8 protein-coding genes are annotated in these 16,257 nt (G+C 63.5%); 7 read left to right on the top strand and 1 reads right to left on the bottom strand.

The features are described 5' to 3' along the window. The first annotated feature begins 111 nt into the window (after nt 1-111). The 4 genes from rpoB (at nt 112) to P6U24_RS24455 (ending at nt 13,524) form a co-directional block, all read left to right on the top strand. Entirely contained in the window at nt 112-4,230 is a 4,119-nt protein-coding gene (gene rpoB / locus P6U24_RS24470) for a DNA-directed RNA polymerase subunit beta (RefSeq protein ID WP_407155041.1), read from the top strand. Between the two features lie 137 nt (nt 4,231-4,367). Beyond that, entirely contained in the window at nt 4,368-8,567 is a 4,200-nt protein-coding gene (gene rpoC / locus P6U24_RS24465) for a DNA-directed RNA polymerase subunit beta' (protein ID WP_407155040.1), read from the top strand. Between the two features lie 386 nt (nt 8,568-8,953). Beyond that, nucleotides 8,954-11,017 carry an FAD-dependent oxidoreductase gene (locus P6U24_RS24460; protein ID WP_407155039.1) on the top strand — a complete coding sequence of 688 codons (2,064 nt, stop codon included), beginning with the start codon at nt 8,954-8,956 and terminating at the stop codon, nt 11,015-11,017. Nucleotides 11,018-11,103: 86 nt separating this feature from the next. Further along, a complete protein-coding gene (locus P6U24_RS24455; RefSeq protein ID WP_407155038.1) occupies nt 11,104-13,524 on the top strand; it encodes an ABC transporter transmembrane domain-containing protein in 2,421 nt (806 codons plus the stop codon). Here P6U24_RS24455 and P6U24_RS24450 read toward each other — a convergent pair. After that, nucleotides 13,473-14,684 carry an FAD-dependent monooxygenase gene (locus P6U24_RS24450; protein WP_407155037.1) on the bottom strand — a complete coding sequence of 404 codons (1,212 nt, stop codon included), beginning with the start codon at nt 14,682-14,684 and terminating at the stop codon, nt 13,473-13,475. The two genes, P6U24_RS24455 and P6U24_RS24450, sit on opposite strands and share 52 nt — an antisense overlap. On the opposite strand from P6U24_RS24450, the gene P6U24_RS24445 reads away from it, so the two are divergent. The 3 genes from P6U24_RS24445 (at nt 14,683) to rpsG (ending at nt 16,247) form a co-directional block, all read left to right on the top strand. Beyond that, entirely contained in the window at nt 14,683-14,850 is a 168-nt protein-coding gene (locus P6U24_RS24445; RefSeq protein WP_407155036.1) for a hypothetical protein, read from the top strand. The genes P6U24_RS24450 and P6U24_RS24445 overlap by 2 nt on opposite strands. Before the next feature lie 524 nt (nt 14,851-15,374). Further along, nucleotides 15,375-15,746: a 30S ribosomal protein S12 gene (gene rpsL, locus P6U24_RS24440; protein WP_044538537.1), complete on the top strand. Its 372-nt coding sequence runs from the start codon at nt 15,375-15,377 to the stop codon at nt 15,744-15,746. 30 nt (nt 15,747-15,776) lie between these two features. After that, the gene (gene rpsG / locus P6U24_RS24435) at nt 15,777-16,247 is read left to right on the top strand and encodes a 30S ribosomal protein S7 (RefSeq protein ID WP_407155035.1); all 471 of its coding nucleotides are present in this window, start codon (nt 15,777-15,779) and stop codon (nt 16,245-16,247) included. The last annotated feature ends 10 nt before the right edge of the window (nt 16,248-16,257 follow it).

The following is a 16,257-nucleotide window of genomic DNA, read 5'->3' as shown; positions in this document are numbered from 1 at the left end:
TTCCCGAAACGACCTTCGGGCCGTCAAAATGGATCGAAATTCAACCCGAAGAGCGAGCGCAAGCGCTTTTCGGAAGGTCCGCCCCTCCGGGCGACGAAATGAGAGGCCACGATGGCGCAGCAGACATTCACTGGTCGCAAACGCGTTCGCAAGTTCTTCGGACACATCAAGGAAGTCGCAGAGATGCCGAACCTCATCGAGGTTCAGAAGGCGTCCTATGACCAGTTCCTGATGGTCGATGAACCTGCGGGCGGCCGGCCGGACGAAGGCTTGCAGGCGGTGTTCCGCTCCGTGTTCCCGATCTCCGACTTCTCGGGAACCTCGATGTTGGAATTCGTCCGCTATGAATTCGAGCCGCCGAAATACGACGTGGACGAGTGCCGCCAGCGCGGCATGACCTTTGCCGCGCCCCTGAAGGTGACGCTGCGCCTCATCGTGTTCGATATCGACGAGGAAACCGGCGCCAAGTCGGTCAAGGACATCAAGGAGCAGGACGTGTACATGGGCGACATCCCGCTCATGACCATGAACGGCACCTTCATCGTCAACGGCACCGAGCGCGTCATTGTCTCCCAGATGCACCGCTCGCCGGGCGTGTTCTTCGACCACGACAAGGGCAAGACCCATTCCTCGGGCAAGCTGCTGTTCGCCGCCCGCGTCATCCCGTATCGCGGCTCCTGGCTCGACATCGAGTTCGACGCCAAGGACATCGTGTTCGCGCGCATCGACCGTCGCCGCAAGATCCCGGTGACGTCGCTGATGTTCGCGCTCGGCCTCGATGGCGAGCAGATCCTGTCGACCTTCTACAAGAAGATCATCTACAAGCGCGCCAAGGACGGCTGGCGCGTGCCGTTCGACGCCAACCGCTTCCGCGGCTACTCGACCGTCAACGACCTGATCGACGCCGACACCGGCAAGGTCGTGCTCGAGGCCGGCAAGAAGCTCACCGTGCGTGCCGCCCGCCAGCTCCAGGAGAAGGGGCTGAAGGCCCTGCGGATGGCCGATGAGGAGCTGGTCGGCAACTATCTCGCCGAGGACCTCGTCAACCCGAAGACCGGCGAGATCTACGCTGAGGCCGGCGAGGAGATCACCGAGAAGAACATGAAGGTGCTGAACGAGCACGGCTACAAGGAGCTGCCGCTGCTCGACATCGACCACGTCAATGTCGGCCCCTACATCCGCAACACCCTCGCTGCCGACAAGAACATGACGCGCGAAGACGCGCTGTTCGACATCTACCGCGTGATGCGTCCGGGTGAGCCGCCGACGCTGGACTCGGCGCAGGCCATGTTCCAGTCGCTGTTCTTCGACGCCGAGCGCTACGACCTCTCTGCGGTCGGCCGCGTCAAGATGAACATGCGCCTCGAGCTCGATGCGCCCGACACCCAGCGCACGCTGCGCAAGGAAGACATCCTGGCGGTCATCAAGACCCTGGTCGACCTGCGCGACGGCAAGGGCGAGATCGACGACATCGACCATCTCGGCAACCGCCGCGTCCGCTCGGTCGGCGAGCTGATGGAGAACCAGTACCGCATCGGTCTGCTCCGCATGGAGCGCGCCATCAAGGAGCGCATGTCGAGCGTCGACATCGACACCGTGATGCCGCAGGACCTGATCAACGCCAAGCCCGCCGCCGCTGCGGTGCGCGAATTCTTCGGCTCCTCGCAGCTGTCGCAGTTCATGGATCAGACCAACCCGCTGTCGGAGATCACCCACAAGCGCCGTCTCTCGGCGCTTGGCCCGGGCGGTCTGACCCGCGAGCGCGCCGGCTTCGAGGTGCGCGACGTGCACCCGACGCATTACGGCCGCATCTGCCCGATCGAGACGCCGGAAGGTCCGAACATCGGCCTGATCAATTCGTTGGCGACGTTTGCTCGCGTCAACAAGTATGGCTTCGTCGAGACGCCGTACCGCAAGGTCAAGGACGGCCGCGTCACCGACGAGGTGGTGTATCTGTCGGCGATGGAGGAGGGGCGCTATCGCGTCGCGCAGGCCAACGTGCCGCTCGATGCAAAGGGCCGCTTCACCGAGGACCTCGTGGTGTGCCGTCATGCCGGCGAAGTCGTGCCGATGACGCCGGACAAGGTCGACTACATGGACGTGTCGCCGAAGCAGCTGGTTTCGGTCGCCGCGGCGCTGATCCCGTTCCTGGAGAACGACGACGCCAACCGCGCGCTGATGGGCTCGAACATGCAGCGCCAGGCGGTGCCGCTGGTTCGTGCCGAGGCGCCGTTCGTCGGCACCGGCATGGAAGGCGTGGTCGCCCGTGACTCAGGCGCTGCGATCGCAGCGCGCCGCTCCGGCGTGATCGACCAGATCGACGCCACCCGCGTCGTCATCCGCGCCACCGAGGATCTCGATCCGACCAAGTCGGGCGTCGATATCTACCGGCTGATGAAGTACCAGCGCTCGAACCAGTCGACCTGCATCAACCAGCGTCCGCTGGTGAAGGTCGGCGACGTCGTCAAGAAGGGCGACATCATCGCCGACGGTCCGTCGACCGATCTCGGCGAGCTCGCGCTCGGCCGTAACGTGCTGGTCGCGTTCATGCCGTGGAACGGCTACAACTTCGAAGACTCGATCCTGCTCTCCGAGCGGATCGTGAAGGAGGACGTCTTCACCTCGATCCACATCGAGGAGTTCGAGGTGATGGCCCGCGACACCAAGCTGGGCCCTGAGGAAATCACCCGCGATATTCCGAACGTCTCGGAAGAAGCGCTGAAGAACCTCGACGAGGCCGGCATCGTCTATATCGGTGCCGAGGTCCGCGCCGGCGACATCCTGGTCGGCAAGATCACGCCGAAGGGCGAAAGCCCGATGACGCCGGAAGAGAAGCTGCTGCGCGCCATCTTCGGCGAGAAGGCCTCCGACGTCCGCGATACCTCGCTCCGCGTGCCTCCGGGCGTGCAGGGCACGATCGTCGAAGTGCGCGTGTTCAACCGCCACGGCGTCGACAAGGACGAGCGTGCGCTGGCGATCGAGCGCGAGGAGATCGAGCGTCTGGCCAAGGACCGTGACGACGAGCAGGCGATCCTGGACCGCAACGTCTACAGCCGTCTCGCCGACATGCTGGAGAACCGCCAGGGCATTTCGGGTCCGAAGGGCTTCAAGAAGGATACCAAGATCACCCGCGCGGTGCTCGATGAGTATCCGAAGTCGCAGTGGTGGCTGTTCGCTTCGCCGAACGACAAGCTGATGGCCGAGATCGAGGCCATGCGGAAGCAGTACGACGAGTCGAAGAAGGGCCTGGAACAGCGCTTCCTCGACAAGGTCGAGAAGCTGCAGCGCGGCGACGAGCTGCCGCCGGGCGTCATGAAGATGGTCAAGGTCTTCGTCGCGGTGAAGCGCAAGATCCAGCCTGGCGACAAGATGGCCGGCCGTCACGGCAACAAGGGCGTCGTGTCCAAGATCGTGCCGATCGAGGATATGCCGTTCCTGGAGGACGGCACGCATGCGGATATCGTGCTCAATCCGCTCGGCGTGCCCTCGCGCATGAACGTCGGCCAGATCCTCGAGACGCATCTCGGCTGGGCCTGCGCAGGCCTTGGCCGGCGCATTGCGCAGACCGTCGATGCTTATCTCTCGAAGCAGGATATCAAGCCGCTGAAGGAGACCTTGAAGCGGATCTACGGCGAGGACGAGACCATCAAGACGCTCAACGACAATGAGCTGCTTGAGCTCGGTCACAATTTGAGCCGCGGCGTGCCGATCGCCACCCCGGTGTTCGACGGCGCCAAGGAGACCGACATCGAGGAGATGCTCAAGCTCGCCGGCATGGATGCTTCCGGCCAGTCGACCGTCTATGACGGCCGCACCGGCGATCCGTTCGACCGCAAGGTCACCGTCGGCTACATCTACATGCTGAAGCTGCACCATCTGGTCGATGACAAGATCCATGCGCGCTCGATCGGCCCGTACTCGCTGGTCACCCAGCAGCCGCTGGGCGGCAAGGCCCAGTTCGGCGGCCAGCGCTTCGGCGAAATGGAGGTGTGGGCGCTCGAAGCTTATGGCGCGGCCTACACGCTGCAGGAGATGCTGACGGTGAAGTCGGACGACGTCGCCGGCCGCACAAAGGTCTACGAGGCGATCGTCCGCGGTGACGACACGTTCGAAGCCGGTATTCCGGAATCGTTCAACGTGCTGGTCAAGGAAATGCGCTCGCTCGGCCTTAACGTCGACCTGCACAACTCCAAGATGGGACCGGCGCCGACGTCGGAAGCTGCCGAGTAAATCGACATGTCTGGCCCGGCCGCGCGCTATTCGCGCGGCCGGGTCGGCGTCCTTGCCGCTCGGGTCGGGCAGGGCGCCAACTTTAAGAGATTTTCGAATTTGCTGCCGACCCCCGATCGGCATGCGAGGAGAAGACGATGAACCAAGAAGTTATGAATCTCTTCAATCCGACGACGCCGGCCCAGGTCTTCGACCAGATCCGGATCTCGATCGCGTCTCCTGAGAAGATTCTGTCCTGGTCCTACGGCGAGATCAAGAAGCCGGAAACGATCAACTACCGCACCTTCAAGCCCGAGCGCGACGGCCTGTTCTGCGCGCGCATCTTCGGGCCGATCAAGGACTATGAGTGCTTGTGCGGCAAGTACAAGCGCATGAAGTACAAGGGCATCATCTGCGAGAAGTGCTCGGTCGAGGTGACGCTCTCGCGCGTCCGGCGCGAGCGCATGGGCCATATCGAGCTCGCCGCTCCCGTCGCGCACATCTGGTTTCTGAAGTCGCTGCCCTCGCGCATCGGCCTCCTGCTCGACATGACGCTGAAGGATCTCGAGCGGATCCTGTACTTCGAATATTACGTCGTGCTCGAGCCGGGCCTGACCGCGCTGAAGGACCGTCAGCTCTTGTCGGAAGACGAGTATCTGAAGGCGCAGGACGAATACGGCCAGGACAGCTTCACCGCCATGATCGGCGCCGAGGCGATCCGCGAGCTGCTCAAGGGCCTCGAGCTCGAGAAGCTCGAAGTGTCGCTGCGTGCCGAGATGCAGGAGACCGACTCCGACATCAAGCACAAGAAGCTCGCCAAGCGGCTGAAGATCGTCGAGGCGTTCCGCCACTCCGGCAACAAGCCGGAATGGATGATCATGACCGTGATCCCGGTGATCCCGCCGGATCTGCGGCCGCTGGTGCCGCTCGATGGCGGCCGCTTCGCGACCTCGGACCTCAACGACCTCTATCGCCGCGTCATCAACCGCAACAACCGCTTGAAGCGGCTGATGGAGCTGCGCGCGCCCGACATCATCATCCGCAACGAGAAGCGCATGCTTCAGGAGGCGGTGGATGCGCTGTTCGACAACGGCCGTCGCGGCCGCGTCATCACCGGCGCCAACAAGCGTCCGCTGAAGTCGCTCGCCGACATGCTGAAGGGCAAGCAGGGCCGGTTCCGCCAGAACCTGCTCGGCAAGCGCGTCGACTATTCCGGCCGTTCGGTGATCGTGGTCGGTCCGGAGCTCCGCCTGCATCAGTGCGGCCTGCCGAAGAAGATGGCGCTCGAGCTGTTCAAGCCGTTCATCTATTCGCGGCTTGACGCCAAGGGCCTGTCGACGACCGTCAAGCAGGCCAAGAAGCTGGTCGAGAAGGAGCGGCCCGAGGTCTGGGACATCCTGGACGAGGTGATCCGCGAGCATCCGGTGCTGCTCAACCGCGCCCCGACCTTGCACCGCCTCGGCATCCAGGCGTTCGAGCCGGTGCTGATCGAGGGCAAGGCGATCCAGCTGCATCCGCTGGTCTGCGCCGCGTTCAACGCCGACTTCGACGGCGACCAGATGGCCGTGCACGTTCCGCTGTCGCTGGAAGCGCAGCTCGAAGCGCGCGTCTTGATGATGTCGACCAACAACATCCTGCATCCGGCGAACGGCCAGCCGATCATCGTGCCGTCGCAGGACATCGTGCTCGGCTTGTACTATCTCTCGATCATGCGCGAGGGCATGCCGGGCGAGGGCATGGCGTTCGGCAACATGGCCGAGCTGGAGCATGCGCTGCACGCCAAGGTCATCCACCTCCACAGCAAGATCAAGTATCGCTGGGAAGGCATGGACGAGGAGGGTAAGCACTCCAAGCGCTGGATCGAGACCACCGCGGGCCGCGTGATGCTCGGCAACGTGCTGCCGAAGCATCCAAGGATCTCCTACGAGATCATCAACAAGCTGATGACCAAGCGCGAGATCTCGGGCGTCATCGACCAGGTCTATCGTCACTGCGGCCAGAAGGAGACGGTGATCTTCTGCGACCGCATCATGGCGCTGGGCTTCTACAACGCCTTCAAGGCCGGCATCTCGTTCGGCAAGGACGACATGGTCGTGCCGCACGGCAAGTGGAAGATCGTGGAGACCACCCGTACGCTGGCGAAGGATTTCGAGCAGCAGTACAATGACGGTCTGATCACCCATGGCGAGAAGTACAACAAGGTCGTCGACGCCTGGTCGAAGGCAACCGAGGAAATCGCCAAGGAGATGATGAAGGAGATCTCCTCGACCAAGAAGACGCCGAAGGGCGCGGATGCGGACATCAACTCGATCTACATGATGGCCCACTCCGGTGCGCGTGGTTCGCCGGCGCAGATGCGCCAGCTGGCCGGCATGCGCGGCCTGATGGCCAAGCCGTCGGGCGAGATCATCGAGACGCCGATCATTTCGAACTTCAAGGAAGGCCTCTCGGTGCTCGAGTACTTCAACTCGACCCACGGCGCCCGCAAGGGCCTCGCGGACACCGCGTTGAAGACCGCGAACTCCGGCTACCTGACCCGCCGTCTGGTCGACGTGGCGCAGGACTGCATCATCACGCAGGACGATTGCGGCACCCATCTCGGCATCAAGATGCGCGCCATCATCGATGCCGGCACGGTGGTCGCCTCGCTCGGCTCGCGCATCCTTGGCCGCGTGGCCTGCGACGACGTGCGTGATCCGTCGTCCAGCAACGTGCTGGTCAAGGCCGGCACGCTGATGGAGGAGAGCCATGTCGACGCCATCCAGCAGGCCGGCGTCCAGGAGGTGAAGATCCGCTCGGCGCTGACCTGCGAGCTCGTCAATGGCATCTGCTCGAAGTGCTACGGGCGCGATCTGGCCCGCGGTACTCCGGTCAACCACGGCGAGGCGGTCGGCGTCATCGCAGCGCAGTCGATCGGCGAGCCGGGCACCCAGCTCACCATGCGCACCTTCCACATCGGCGGTGCGGCGCAGCTCAACGAGCAGTCCTTCGTGGAATCGAACTTCGAAGGCAAGGTCGTGATCAAGAACAAGGCCATCGCCCGCAACAGCGAAGGCCATCTGATCGCGATGGTGCGCAACATGGTCGTGTCCATTGTCGATGCCGACGGCACTGAACGTGCGACGCACCGTATCCAGTACGGTTCGCGCATGCATGTCGACGACGGCGACATGATCAAGCGCGGCCAGCGCATCGCCGAGTGGGATCCTTACACCCGCCCGGTGCTGTCGGAGGCCGAGGGCACGATCGGGTTCGAGGATCTGGTCGAAGGTCAGTCGATCTCGGAGACGCTCGACGAGTCGACCGGTATCGCCAAGCGTGTCGTCATCGACTGGCGCTCGACGCGCGGCGGCGCCGATCTGCGGCCCGCGATCGTGGTCAAGGGCAAGGACGGCAAGGTGCTGAAGCTCGCCCGCGGTGGTGACGCCCGCTACATGCTGGCGGTGGACGCCATCCTGTCGGTCGACGTCGGCACCACGGTCAAGCCGGGCGACATCCTCGCCCGTATCTCGACCGAAAGCGCCAAGACCCGCGACATCACCGGCGGTCTGCCGCGGGTGGCGGAGCTGTTCGAGGCACGCAAGCCGAAGGACGCGGCGATCATCGCGGAAATCGCGGGCACCATCCGCTTTGGCCGCGACTACAAGAACAAGCGCCGCATCTCGATCGAACCGGTCGACAAGACCGAGGAGCCGCGTGAGTACCTGATCCCGAAGGGCAAGCACATCCACTTGCAGGACGGGGATATCGTCGAAAAGGGCGACTTCATCGTCGAAGGCAACCCGGCACCGCACGACATCCTGGCGATCAAGGGCATCGAGGAACTCGCGGCCTATCTGGTCAACGAGATCCAGGAGGTCTATCGGCTGCAGGGCGTGCTCATCAACGACAAGCACATCGAGGTGATTGTCCGTCAGATGCTGCAGAAGATCGAGGTCACCGACCAGGGCGACACCGACATGATCGCCGGCGAGCAGGTCGATAAGATCGAGTTCGACGTGCTCAACGAGAAGGCGAAGGAGGAGGGCAAGAAGCCCGCCACCGGAACCCCGGTCCTGCTCGGCATCACCAAGGCGAGCCTGCAGACCCGCTCGTTCTTCTCGGCGGCGTCGTTCCAGGAGACCACGCGCGTTCTCACGGAGGCCGCGGTCAACGGCAAGATCGATCCGCTCGAGGGCTTGAAGGAGAACGTCATTGTCGGCCGCCTGATCCCAGCCGGCACCGGCGCCTCGATGGCCCGGATCCGCGAGGTTGCGGTCAAGCGCGACAAGCTGATCCTCGACGAGCGCGAGAAGCAGGCGGCGATCGTGCCGGCTCAGCCCGAGCCGCAGCCGCTGGCATTGCCGCCGGCCGAATAGGCCGCACGACAATTAGCCGGAGCGCGATACCGCTCCGCTCCGGCTGTTCATCAGTCGTAGAAAAGGCCGGCTGTCGCCGGCCTTTTTTTGACGGTTTTTTGCCCTGATGCGGTCCCGCATCCCTGCTGTTCATCTTTCCTTCAGGGAAAAAGGCGCTTTTGATATCCTCCGATCCGCTAAAATGACCGTCGTGACCGACAAGATTCCGCGCTGATTCAATGAGTTGGGCATGAATCGCGCGCGGGAAGGGTCGAATCTTGGCCGATCGGGCTCAAGGGTGACTTCTCCGAGGTGACTTATTCAAAGCGCCTTGGAATCCCCGAGACGCGATTCATGACTTGGACCACCGGCGTCGGCTTGCGACGGCCGGAGATAGCGGAACGCTGATGCTTGACCTTGCGATTGTAGGTGGTGGCCCGGGTGGCCTGATGAGCGCCTGGTACCTCAAGAGAAAACTGGGCGACCTGTGCAAGGTCACGATCTTCGAAGCGTCCGACCGGCTCGGCGGCAAGATCGTCACGCGCAAGTTCGACAAGGCGCCGGCGATGTACGAGGCGGGTGTTGCCGAGATCTACGATTACTCGATGACCGGCCCCGATCCCCTGCGCGAACTGATCCAGCATTTCGGCCTGCAGACCATTCCGATGGACGCGCTGCAGGTGCATCTCGACGGCGCGCTGCTCGACGATGTCGACGGCCTGCGCCGCAAGTATGGCCCGAAGACCGCGGCTGCGGTGGAAGCTTTCCGCAAGCGCTGCATCGAGGTGATGTCGCCGGTCGAGTATTACGAGGGCGTCGGCGCGCACGACAATGAGCATCCCTGGGCCTATCTCACCTGCGAGGAACTGCTCGACAAGGAGGTCGACGATCCCACCGCGAAGCGCTTCTTCAAGACCATGGCGCGCTCGGACATCGCGACTGAGGCGCACAATACCAACGGCCTCAACGCGCTGAAGAACTTCGTGATGGATATCGATGGCTATATCGGCCTGTACTCGATCCAGAACGGCAATGAGCAGCTGATCGAGTGCCTGCGTTCCGAGGTCGATGCTGACATCCAGCTCAATCATCGCGTGCTCAAGGTCGGCAAGTCCGATTCCGGCCGTTACCGGCTCAAGATGATGAACGGCAAGGGGCCGGAGACGCGCGAGTTCGATCTCGTGCTGATGTGCCTGCCGCATTCGTGGCTCGCGACCGTCGGTTGGGAAGGCGAGGGCCTGCGTCGGTCGATGACCAAGCACATCGCCTATTTCGACCGGCCGGCGCATTATTTGCGCGTTTCGATCCTGTTTGATGAGCCGTTCTGGGGCGAGAAGATTCCCGGCTCCTGGTTCATGTCGGAGGCGTTTGGCGGTTGCTGCGTCTATAACGAAGGCTCGCGCCACGATGTCGGCAAGCATGGCGTGCTGAACTGGCTGATCGCCGGTTCCGACGCGCTGGCCTTCGCCAATCTCTCAGATCAGGAACTGATCGACGCTGCGCTGAAATCGCTGCCGGCCGAGCTCGGCGATGCCCGCTCCCATTATATGGAGGGCCGCATCCATCGCTGGCTGTCGTCGGTGAACGCGCTGCCGGGCGGCCTGCCGGTGCGCGACGTGATGACCAATCATCGACCGGAGCCGAAGGAGCATCCGGGGATCGTGGTGGTCGGCGACTATCTCTTCGATTCGACCCTCAACGGCCTGCTCGATTCGTCGGACGCGGCCACCGACATCATTCTTACCGAGATGATGCGGCTGCGTCGCGCCCGCTCGCAGGCCGAGACGCCGCTGTCGGACAAGATCGATCGCGAATATTTCGACAATTATCGCGGGCAGGGACCCTATAGCGAATCCTGGTCGCAATTTACCGATCCGGACTATCTGACTGACCTGATCAAGATCGTCTGGAACAACAAGGCCAAGGGCAAGGGCTACAAGCTGCTGGTGGCGGGCTCGGCGAGCGGCGAGCTGGTCGGCGCGCTGCGCGAGCGCGGCATCGATGCATGGGGCGTCGAGAACAACCGCTATATCCACGGCAAGACGCCGAAGGCGCTGAAGAAGTACAACAAGCTCGGCTCGATCACCGACCTGCCGTTCAAGACGGGCACGTTCGATTTCGTGTTCGAGACCAGCCTGTGCCATCTCGGCGACAAGCAGGTGGTGCGGGCGATCCGCGAGCTCAACCGCGTGGTCAAGACTGGCCTTGTGTTCGGTTCGATCACCTCGGACATGGCGCCGGCGCTGATCGACCGCTACGACCTCTTGCGCGGGGTCAAGAAGCTCGGCACCTGGTGGGAATGGTCGGAATTGTTCTTCGGCAACGGCTTCGATCTCTCGATGCACCGCCACGACTGCACCGATGCATTGTGGGAGGCGACGCTCGCGGCCAACAAGGGGCCGGGGCAGTGGTACGCGGACTCCGACAGCCTGCGCTATTCGTTCTTCGACAAGGTCGAGGACGAGGATTGAGGACGCTGGTGGCGGCGCTGTGCAGATGTTAAAGGCCTGACGCGCAAGGCTGACGCTCTCGCGGCCGCGCTGCTTCGGTTGGTTGCATGGCGCCTAAGAAACCAGTCTCAAAACCAGGATCCAAGTCGGGTTCGAAGCGAGGTTCGAAATCCTCTTCGACCTCGGCTCCGGATGGTCCGAGCGCGGACGACCGGACCGCGTCCGATCGGATCTCGGCCGCCGCCGGCGCCGCGGCCGAAATCGCCAAGCGGCTCGCTGGAACCGCTGCGCCGCAGGCACAGCAAGCGCCGCTCGCCGACAAAGCACCGCCGGTGGCCCAAGCGCCGCAGGCGCCTGAACCACCGCAGGTACCTGAAGCGCCTCAGGCACCCAAAGCTCTGCAGGCAGCCCAAGCGCCGCAGGCATCCGATGCGCCGCAGGCATCCGATGCGTCGCAGGCACCCGACGCGCCGCAGCCAGCTGAAGCTTCGCAGGCAGCCAAGCCGCCGCAGGCATCAAAAGCTCCACAGGCCTCCAGGCCGCCGCAGGCATCAAAGCCTCCGCAGTCTTCCAAGCCCTCTCAGGCTCCCAAGCCGCCGCAGGCCTCCAAACCTGCGCCGCCTCCCGATGATGATGACGACGAGGACGAAGAGGACGAGGACGAAGGCCTCGCGCTCGATGATGATGACGACGATGAGGATCTCGTCGTCTTTTCGGCCCGCGAAGCGGCCGGCGCGCTCGCCACGGTCTACCGCTTCGTCAGGCCGCTCCTTGCCAACTACAAGAGCATCCTGGCTTTCGTCGGCCTCGGCATCGTGGTCGAGACGCTGTTCAACGTCATCATGCCCCTCAGCCTGAAGTTCCTGATCGACGATGCCCTCGGCGAGGAGGATTTCGAGGCCCTGTACCGTATCCTTGGCGTGCTCGCCGCCGCCGGTATCTTCACCTCGATCGTGGCGATCTGGTACGAGCGCTGGGACGCGCGGCTCGCGGCCTGCATCATCTCCGACGTCCGCTCGCGGCTGTTCGAGCACGTGCAGAACCTGCCGGCGGCCTATTTCCAGCGCACCAAGCGCGGCGAGATCCTGTCGCGCTTCTCGGTCGACCTGTCGGCTTTCGAAGGCGCGGTGAAGAGCTTTGCCAACAGCGCGGCGCTGCCGTTCCTCGAGCTGATCGCCGGCATCATCCTGATGCTGTTCCTGAACTGGCAGCTTGCGATCATCTCGCTCCTGGTGTTCCCGATCACCCTGATCGGGCCGCGTATCCTGACGCCAAAAGCTGTGCAGGCCAATTACGAGCAGAAGCTGAACGAGGCGGCGCTGCTCGCCGTCGTCCAGGAGAACATCGCGGCGCAAGCGGTGATCAAGGCTTTCAGCCTGCACCGCAAGGTGTTCGGCTGGTTCACCTTCCGCAACGACGAGGCGCGCCGCAAGATCGGCGCGGCGATGTTCCTGTCGAGCATGGTCGAGCGCACCGTCACTGTCGCGGTGCTATTACTTCACCTCGTTGTGCTCGCGCTCGGCGCCTATCTCGCCACCAAGGGCCAGATCACGGTCGGCACCTTCGTCACCTTCGAGAGCGCGTTCTGGGAGGTGTCCTATAACATCGCCCACGTCATGCATTTCATCCCGGTGTCGATCTCCTCGGCTGCGGCGGTGCGCCACATCCAGGAACTGCTGGATGAGCCGACCCGAGGGGCCGACCGCCCGGGCGCGCCGGACCTGCCTCGGATCAGCCACGACATCACCTTCGAGCGCGTCAGCTTCCAGTATGAGGGCAGCGAGACGCCGGTGCTCGACAACCTCAGTCTGCGGCTCGATGTCGGCAAGCGCATCGCCATCGTCGGGCCCTCGGGCTCCGGCAAGAGCACGCTGCTCAACCTGATCCTGCGGCTCTACGTGCCCGACGAAGGGCGGGTCACCATCGACGGCGTCGACATCCGCAAGGTAACCCGGGACTCCTTGCGCGGGAGCATGGCGATCGTGTTCCAGGAGAACATGCTGTTCAACATGTCGCTCCGGGAGAACATCCGGCTCGGCAAGGAGAACGCGACTGACGCGGAGGTCGTGGAGGCCGCGAAGAAGGCCGAGATCCACCGCTACATCATGAGCCTGCCGCAGAAATATGACACGATCGTTGGCGAGCGCGGCGATACGCTCTCGGGCGGCCAGCGCCAGCGCATCGCGATCGCGCGCGCCATCATCCGCAATCCATCGGTGCTGCTGCTGGACGAGGCGACGTCGGCGCTCGACCAGACGACGGAGGCGGCGATCAACCGCACCCTGCTCAAGGTCGCCAAGGGCAGGACCATGATCTGGTCGACCCACCGCTTGACCTCGGTGGTCGAAATGGACGAGATCATCGTGATCTCCGGCGGCCGGGTGATCGAGCGCGGCACCCATGCCGAGCTGCTCGCCAAGGGTGGCACCTATCGCAAGCTATGGGACGACCAGGGCCACAAGCCTGCGACCGCAGGTCAAGCCGATGGCGACAGCGACGATGACGACGAGGATGATGATGACGAGTGAGCGCCGCCAGCGGATGGGTTCACGCGCGCCAGCCGGTGCTTGAGGCCGCGTCCCAGCGAGACGCCGAAACGGGCCCAGCGCTGCGCCAGCCAATAGGGGCCGAGCTCGACCGAGACCGACTTGAACTGCCAGGCTTTGCGCATCGACCAGGCATCGCAGGCCCGCTTGAGCGGATCGGCGTAGAATGCCGCGATCTTGGCTTCGCCCATGCCGCCGCTGGCGAGCCATTGCGGAATGTAGACGTTGCAGAGCCGCGCGACGTCGGTGAACACCTTATCCGAGCCGGTGCCCGTGACAGGGCAGGTGGCGGCGAAGGCATCGCCGACCAGCACCAGACCCGGCTGCCGGTGGCCGGCGGTCACATAAAGATCGGCCGGACGGACCTTGACCTCTCCGGTGACGGCATAGTCGCCCGCGACCCGCCTGAATCCGGGCAGCACGGCGTCGAGCGCCGCCACCGGAGTGCGCCTGACAGCTCGCAGCCAGGGATCGCCAACCTCGCGATAGGCAAACAGATTGGCCCGCATCCGGTCGCGAAGCGGGAATAGCGTGATGTAGGGTACCCGGGTGCGGGCCCGTTCCTGGAAATAGGTCATGGCCGGGAAGGGGAAGCTGCTGCGACCGAGGGGTGCGATGTCGAAGCCGATCGAGATCGAATGCGCGGCGCTTTCGATTCGCCGGACGATGCCCAGCGCATGGCGCAGCCCGACATTGAGCCCGTTGGCGAGCACGACCAGACGGGCGGAGATGGTCTCGCCGTTGGACAAGAAGACGCTCTGCCGGTCCTCGCTCGGGCTGACCGCCACCGCCTTGGCCACGATCCGTTCGACTTCAGGCGGAATCTCCTCACGCAGGGCGTTCACCAGCGCATCGTAGAGAATGCCGTATTGAGGGCTCGGGTCCTTGTCGAGCACGCAGCCGAATCGCGCGATCCAGTTCTCGCCGGCCAGGGTCGCCTTGCGGAGCACCGAATCGGCCAGCCCGGTGGCGCGGAAGCGCGCGAGTTGCGCCTCGCCGCCCAGCTTCTCGACCCGGAAATCCGGCGGATAGACCTCGTGCGGATCGACCAGCACGGCCGCGATCCCGGTGCGGCCGAGCATGGCGGCTGCGGCCGAGCCGGCCAGCCCCCCGCCGATGATCGCAATGTCGGTATATCTCATGGCCAAGGCCCTGCTCGGACCGGTCATCATTGCGCCCGTAATGACAAAAAAAGCCTTAGCCGGATTGTTTTCCGAATATTTGCTCCGGGTAAAAAGTAGTGCACCACTGGACTGGCGCGGAATTGAACATAGATCAGGCTGCACGACGCCACTGCCGAAGCGTTGAGCTGACGCGGAGCGGTCAGCGAAATCGCAGGCTGCAGAAGCCTTTCTTTGCGCATCTTGCAGCCTCGTTTTGCTTGACTTGGCTATTTACCGCTTATAAAAGGCGCCCACTTAACGACAGGCGGTGAGCATCGCCAGCGTCGGAACGGATCACCCATCCCGCTCAGAAATGGGCTGCTCGGAGACGAGCAGGGACGGGCACCACCCTCGACGAATGCCGCTCAAACGCTGTCGATTATAGCTAGGCAATGCCAGGACGATTTTAGTTCTCTTGAGCACGTCCTCTTGAGACCAAACTCGGATGCATGACCTCGGTGAACGGCTGAGCGGCTCGCGCTGATCGGCTCTGACTGCGGTCCTCTGTGGCGTCGAGCGCTTTCCGTTCAGAGATGAGCGGTTGGCGTGTTTTCGCTTTGCGTGGAGGTTTTTTCGCGCGAGGCGGTCCGGCGGGGCGGGAAACCCCGAACAAGAATTTGCGGAGCGCTGTCAAGGCTTTCCGCGCGAACGTTGAAGGGTAAGGCCAAGATGCCGACGATCAACCAGCTGATCGCAAGTCCGCGCGAGGTGCAGAAGTCGCGTAAGAAGGTGCCGGCGCTGCAGCAGTCGCCGCAGAAGCGCGGCGTTTGCACGCGCGTCTACACCACGACGCCGAAGAAGCCGAACTCGGCGCTTCGCAAGGTGGCCAAGGTGCGCCTGACCAACGGCTTCGAGGTGATCGGCTATATCCCGGGTGAGGGCCATAACCTGCAGGAGCACTCGGTGGTCATGATCCGCGGCGGCCGCGTCAAGGACTTGCCGGGCGTGCGCTATCACATTCTCCGCGGCGTGCTGGATACCCAGGGCGTCAAGAACCGTAAGCAGCGCCGTTCGAAGTACGGCGCGAAGCGTCCCAAGTAAGACGTTCGAGACAAGCGGGAAAAGACAACAATGTCGCGTCGCCATTCAGCCGAGAAGCGTGAAGTTCTTCCGGATCCGAAGTTCGGGAACATCATTGTCACCAAGTTTATGAACTCGGTGATGTACGCCGGCAAGAAGTCGGTCGCCGAAAGCATCGTCTATGGCGCGTTCGGCATCATCGAGACCAAGACCAAGCAGAACCCGCTGACGGTGTTCGAGCAGGCGCTCGACAACGTCATGCCGACCATCGAGGTCCGCTCCCGCCGCGTCGGTGGTGCGACCTATCAGGTTCCGGTCGAGGTGCGTTCGACCCGCCGGCAGGCGCTCGGCATCCGCTGGCTGATCGCCGCTGCCCGCGACCGCAACGAGAAGACCATGACCGAGCGGCTTTCGGCGGAGTTGCTCGACGCCTCCAACAACCGGGGGAACGCCGTCAAGAAGCGTGAAGACGTGCACCGCATGGCGGAAGCCAACCGCGCCTTCTCGCACTATCGCTGGTAACGGCGACACG

This window comes from Bradyrhizobium sp. STM 3557 (assembly GCF_045571465.1).
Taxonomy (GTDB): domain Bacteria; phylum Pseudomonadota; class Alphaproteobacteria; order Rhizobiales; family Xanthobacteraceae; genus Bradyrhizobium.
This window is presented reverse-complemented; position numbering and strand designations above follow the sequence as displayed.

What these genes read in the sequence shown, in the direction of transcription:
- rpoB (WP_407155041.1), top strand. Translation starts at nt 112, where the DNA reads ATGGCGCAGCAGACATTCACTGGTCGCAAACGCGTTCGCAAGTTCTTC.
- P6U24_RS24450 (WP_407155037.1), bottom strand. Translation starts at nt 14,684, where the DNA reads ATGAGATATACCGACATTGCGATCATCGGCGGGGGGCTGGCCGGCTCG.
- P6U24_RS24455 (WP_407155038.1), top strand. Translation starts at nt 11,104, where the DNA reads ATGGCGCCTAAGAAACCAGTCTCAAAACCAGGATCCAAGTCGGGTTCG.
- rpsL (WP_044538537.1), top strand. Translation starts at nt 15,375, where the DNA reads ATGCCGACGATCAACCAGCTGATCGCAAGTCCGCGCGAGGTGCAGAAG.
- P6U24_RS24460 (WP_407155039.1), top strand. Translation starts at nt 8,954, where the DNA reads ATGCTTGACCTTGCGATTGTAGGTGGTGGCCCGGGTGGCCTGATGAGC.
- rpsG (WP_407155035.1), top strand. Translation starts at nt 15,777, where the DNA reads ATGTCGCGTCGCCATTCAGCCGAGAAGCGTGAAGTTCTTCCGGATCCG.
- P6U24_RS24445 (WP_407155036.1), top strand. Translation starts at nt 14,683, where the DNA reads ATGGCCAAGGCCCTGCTCGGACCGGTCATCATTGCGCCCGTAATGACA.
- rpoC (WP_407155040.1), top strand. Translation starts at nt 4,368, where the DNA reads ATGAACCAAGAAGTTATGAATCTCTTCAATCCGACGACGCCGGCCCAG.